Origin of the sequence: Glaciecola sp. SC05 (genome assembly GCF_041380235.1) — a bacterium.
Lineage (GTDB): Bacteria > Pseudomonadota > Gammaproteobacteria > Enterobacterales > Alteromonadaceae > Glaciecola.
This window is the reverse complement of the sequence record NZ_JBGIYY010000036.1, coordinates 1-4,011: the sequence shown is the minus strand read 5'-3', so window position 1 is coordinate 4,011 and position 4,011 is coordinate 1. Positions and strand designations below refer to the sequence as shown.

The window sequence follows — 4,011 nt, the reverse complement described above, 5'->3', positions numbered from 1 at the left end:
ACCAACGTTCGCTTGAGGACGTGTTTAGTAAGCGTCTAGTAAACCACATATTTTCAATATAAGTCCAACCCAGCAGAATTTGACCTCGATAAATAGTTAGAGGTCTTTATGAAAAGCAAAGCAAGAACCAAGGCGCAGTGGTTGCTCATCTTTGATGAGCAGCAAAATAGCGGATTGAGCATCAAAGCGTTTTGTGAACGTCACAGTATTAACCTGCAAACATTCCGCGCACGGAAAAGTGATTGGAGCCCTAGAGGTAAGAAGCCAGGCCGAGCTTTGGTAAAGATTGAAACGCCCAAGACGAAGCGCGCGGCCATAAGTTGTCAGTTTAAAGGTATCGAGCTTGCCTGCAATGACTCGGTTAATCCGCAATGGTTTGCTGATATGATAAAGGCTCTTGCGCAATGAAGATGTTTGTTGAGCCTGAAGATATTTACTTGCACACCACTGCTGTAGACTTCAGAAAGTCCATCAACGGCTTGCTGTCGATTGTTGAAAGCGAGCTTGAATTAGACGCGTTTAGCGGTGCCTTGTTTATCTTCTGCAATAAGAAGCAGGACAAATTAAAGTTGTTGTATTGGGACAAAACAGGCTTTGCTCTGTGGTACAAACGCTTAGAAAAACACCGCTTCAAATGGCCTAAAATGCACGAGCTAGACAGGCTCAGATTGAGCGAACAGCAGTTGCAATGGCTGCTAGGTGGCTATGACGTGATTGGGCACAGCACGTTGAATTACAAGGCCTCTGGCTTATAACCTTAGATCATAAGCAGCGTTTTACGATCACGTTTTAATCTAAATAAAAACAGCCACTTAGCATACCTGTGCCCGTTCTTTGGGTATAATACAGACATGCAAAACGAACTCGACATGCTCCGTAAGCAACTGGCCCAAAAAGATGCGCTCATCGCGCGTCAGCAGGCACGGCTGTCGTTTTTAGAAGAGCAGTTCCGTCTTGCTCAGCAAAAGCAGTTTGGTGCAAGCAGTGAGGGGCACCCTGGTCAGGGTGAGCTATTTAATGAAGCTGAAGAGCTGGCAGTGACAGCAACTGAGCCTGAGCAAGAGAGCATTAGCTATACGCGCAACAAACCCAAGCGCAAGCCGTTGCCGGCAGACTTACCACGTGAAGTAGTCGTGCATGACTTGGCTGATGAAGATAAAGTCTGCGGCTGCTGCCAAGGTGAGCTACAGAAAATTGGCGAAGATAAAAGCGAGAAGCTTGAGTTTATTCCAGCGCAGGTCAAAGTGATTGAGCATGTACGCCCCAAATATGCATGCAGAGCATGTGAGAAAAACGGCACGCACAATCACATCAAACAAGCGCCGGTTGCGCCAAGCGTTATCCCTAAAGGCTATGCAACCCCGAGCTTACTGAGCCAAATCATCACCAGTAAATATCAGTATGGCTTGCCGCTATATCGGCAAGAAGCGATGTTTAAGCAGTACGGCATTGAGCTTAGCCGAAAGACCATGGCCGATTGGATGCTGCGGTGCGCAGGCTTGCTGCAACCGTTGTATGACCGTTTGCATGAGTTGATACTCCAGCAGCCAGTGATTGCAGCAGATGAAACCACCTTAAAGGTGGTGAAAGAAGATAAAGCCAAGTGCTATATGTGGGTGTATTGCACCGGCACTGACTCGCCTCAGAATAATCACACCGACATGCCTAACATCGTGCTCTATGACTACAAGGCAAGTCGCGCGGGCAAGTGCGCGGTGGATTATCTACAAGGCTTTACTGGCTACTTACAGGTCGATGGTTATGCAGGCTATGAGCAAACCCAAGCCATGCTTGCAGGGTGTTGGGCACATGCTAGACGTAAGTTCACAGAAGCGAAAACTGCACAAGGTAAGAAGAGCAGCGGCAAGGCTGATTGGGCGCTTAATCATATCCAAAAACTCTATCGCATTGAAGCGCAGCTAAAAGACAGCTCGCCTGAAGAAAGACGAATCATGCGAGAGCAAAAAAGCCGCCCCTTGCTCGAGCAGTTCGAAACATGGCTCATTAAATCAGAGCAGCAAGTGCTACCAAAAACGAAACTTGGTGAGGCGATTACCTACTGCTTAAATCAGTGGGGCAAACTCAACACCTATACAAAAGACGGTAACCTCAACATCGATAATAATCGCGCTGAGCGAGCAATAAAGCCCTTCGTGATAGGCAGAAAGAATTGGTTGTTTAGTCACACCGCAAAAGGCGCACACGCCAGTGCCGTGCTGTACAGCATTATCGAAACTGCAAAAGCGAACGGGCTAACGCCGTTCGATTATATTATGGACATGCTAGAGCAAATAGCGGCGCAAAATACCGAGGTCGAGCAACTGCTACCATGGCAGTTTGCTAAATGCTAGGTGGGATAGCTAGACGCTTACCGTGTTTATACAAAAACGCTAAGCTGTTAATTTGCAGCGCTATGCTGGCATAAGAAAGTCGTCGGACTGACGGATGTTGAAAGTAGGTGTTAAGCTCATCACAACTCACTTCATCTAACGGACGACCAAAGAACCTGGCCATGCGTATGAGGTGACTAGTATAAGATTGTTTCGTGTTAGAAGAGTAGCCTCTATAGTGTATTTCAGTAACCACTTGACTGATTAAATCATTCATTTTGTACCTCCGGAATTATGGGAAAACCCCAAAGGTAAGTGTGGTTCAAATGGTGAAAATTACTCCTCCGCGGAGCGGCTTAGTTCAACAACTTATTAATTGCCACTGCTCGATCTTCTTATAGTGAACTTTATATTCCCTGCGCTCATCTTCTTCTCATTAATGTAGATGTCAGCTATAAAAATCATTTTCTCTTCTGTCACTTCTAACACCTTTAGCTTCTCTGTTTTGCTCGAATGCGATATCACGATGGTATCATTTTCTAGAGAATATGGAGCTGGGTTTGAAGTTTCACCCATTGCCGATGAGGTAAATATGCCATTGTTAAATTGAAAAAAATCATCCTTCCCTGCGGGTATTTCGCCAAGGTTTCCCATTTCGATAGAAGCCACTCCCCACTTACCAGAAATATCGGCATCAGTTAACTCAAATGCGTGAGTCCAGAAAGACAAAATTACCAAACTAAAAATTACTATCGATTTCATTATTACTTCCTATAAGCCCAAATGGCAATTAACACCAAATTAAGCGGCGTTGCCCGCTCTTGGCGATGTCCGCTTTAATTTTTTTGTTAACTTCTGGCACTGACTCAATCCTTTGTTATATGATTTTTCGTAATTAAGTCATAGACATAGTTCTTAATGTCCCATAGAACTACAAACGCGAACGCTAATCCAAATAGCAAAGAAGAAACAAATCCAACTATTGCGTCTACTCCCCAGCAATAAGTTGCAAAACTGAGACATATAAAGCTTGCGAATACTTGCAGGAAAAATAACTCTATGCCACTTTTAATATTCGTTTTAGGTACGTTGGGCCCATTTGTTCCTTTGTGCTTATAGCTCACAACTAAAACATCCTTGAATTTCAACTAACACGTGAAGTTAACACCTGCTTAAGCGGTAAAAATTGCTCTTTATTTTTATCCGCTTCAAGCTTTTGTTAGGCATCATTCTTAAACACCCCACCACACTCTTTACATTTTTTCTTACCATTGCGCAGACGAATAATAAAACCAAAACATAAATATACAGCTATTTGACTTAATTTTGCTCGCCAAGTATTAAATGTGACAAAAACTAAACCGTTGCAGTTAGCACAAGCAATCTCGTTTTCTTCTTCTGATAAGTAACTTTCATAACTTCCATCATATAACTTGCCCAACACCGAAGTAGCTTTATTCTTGTCATCAGGTGACACTCGAAGTTTTACACCACCCAAGGCATGTGACATAGACCAATTTGCCCATATATAATGTTCGTCGGCAATGTAAGCTGAAATTCCTTCGGTCAATAGTCTACCTTTCGCGATATGCGCTTGAATGGGATCATCAAAAGCCCCCACAGTTACGATAGTCAATACTCCCTTTTGATGCCTAACACCATTTTAAGCGGTGGGCCGGTG

The 4,011-nt window shown here is 44.0% G+C and carries 6 protein-coding genes; 3 read left to right on the top strand and 3 right to left on the bottom strand.

Annotation, left to right across the window (positions count from 1 at the left end):
* Nucleotides 1–108: 108 nt before the first annotated feature.
* The 3 genes from AB9H30_RS19165 (at nucleotide 109) to AB9H30_RS19155 (ending at nucleotide 2,351) form a co-directional block, all read left to right on the top strand.
* Nucleotides 109–408, top strand: coding sequence for a hypothetical protein (locus AB9H30_RS19165; protein ID WP_371196401.1), 300 nt, complete (start codon nucleotides 109–111; stop codon nucleotides 406–408).
* Nucleotides 405–755, top strand: a complete 351-nt coding sequence (gene tnpB / locus AB9H30_RS19160; protein ID WP_371196400.1) for an IS66 family insertion sequence element accessory protein TnpB — start codon at nucleotides 405–407, stop codon at nucleotides 753–755. The genes AB9H30_RS19165 and tnpB overlap by 4 nt, the downstream gene beginning before the upstream one ends.
* A 96-nt stretch (nucleotides 756–851) precedes the next feature.
* Complete coding sequence (locus AB9H30_RS19155) at nucleotides 852–2,351, top strand: IS66 family transposase (protein ID WP_371196399.1); 1,500 nt, start codon at nucleotides 852–854, stop codon at nucleotides 2,349–2,351.
* Here AB9H30_RS19155 and AB9H30_RS19150 read toward each other — a convergent pair.
* From AB9H30_RS19150 to AB9H30_RS19140, 3 genes are all read right to left on the bottom strand, one after another.
* On the bottom strand, nucleotides 2,341–2,607 hold the full coding sequence (locus tag AB9H30_RS19150) for a phage integrase N-terminal SAM-like domain-containing protein (protein ID WP_371196398.1): 267 nt from the start codon (nucleotides 2,605–2,607) through the stop codon (nucleotides 2,341–2,343). The two genes, AB9H30_RS19155 and AB9H30_RS19150, sit on opposite strands and share 11 nt — an antisense overlap.
* Before the next feature lie 95 nt (nucleotides 2,608–2,702).
* Nucleotides 2,703–3,092 carry a hypothetical protein gene (locus AB9H30_RS19145; protein WP_371196397.1) on the bottom strand — a complete coding sequence of 130 codons (390 nt, stop codon included), beginning with the start codon at nucleotides 3,090–3,092 and terminating at the stop codon, nucleotides 2,703–2,705.
* A 457-nt stretch (nucleotides 3,093–3,549) separates the two neighbouring features.
* A complete protein-coding gene (locus AB9H30_RS19140) occupies nucleotides 3,550–3,966 on the bottom strand; it encodes a hypothetical protein (RefSeq protein WP_371196396.1) in 417 nt (138 codons plus the stop codon).
* Between the last annotated feature and the right edge of the window lie 45 nt (nucleotides 3,967–4,011).

What these genes read in the sequence shown, in the direction of transcription:
- AB9H30_RS19165 (WP_371196401.1), top strand. Translation starts at nt 109, where the DNA reads ATGAAAAGCAAAGCAAGAACCAAGGCGCAGTGGTTGCTCATCTTTGAT.
- tnpB (WP_371196400.1), top strand. Translation starts at nt 405, where the DNA reads ATGAAGATGTTTGTTGAGCCTGAAGATATTTACTTGCACACCACTGCT.
- AB9H30_RS19155 (WP_371196399.1), top strand. Translation starts at nt 852, where the DNA reads ATGCAAAACGAACTCGACATGCTCCGTAAGCAACTGGCCCAAAAAGAT.
- AB9H30_RS19150 (WP_371196398.1), bottom strand. Translation starts at nt 2,607, where the DNA reads ATGAATGATTTAATCAGTCAAGTGGTTACTGAAATACACTATAGAGGC.
- AB9H30_RS19145 (WP_371196397.1), bottom strand. Translation starts at nt 3,092, where the DNA reads ATGAAATCGATAGTAATTTTTAGTTTGGTAATTTTGTCTTTCTGGACT.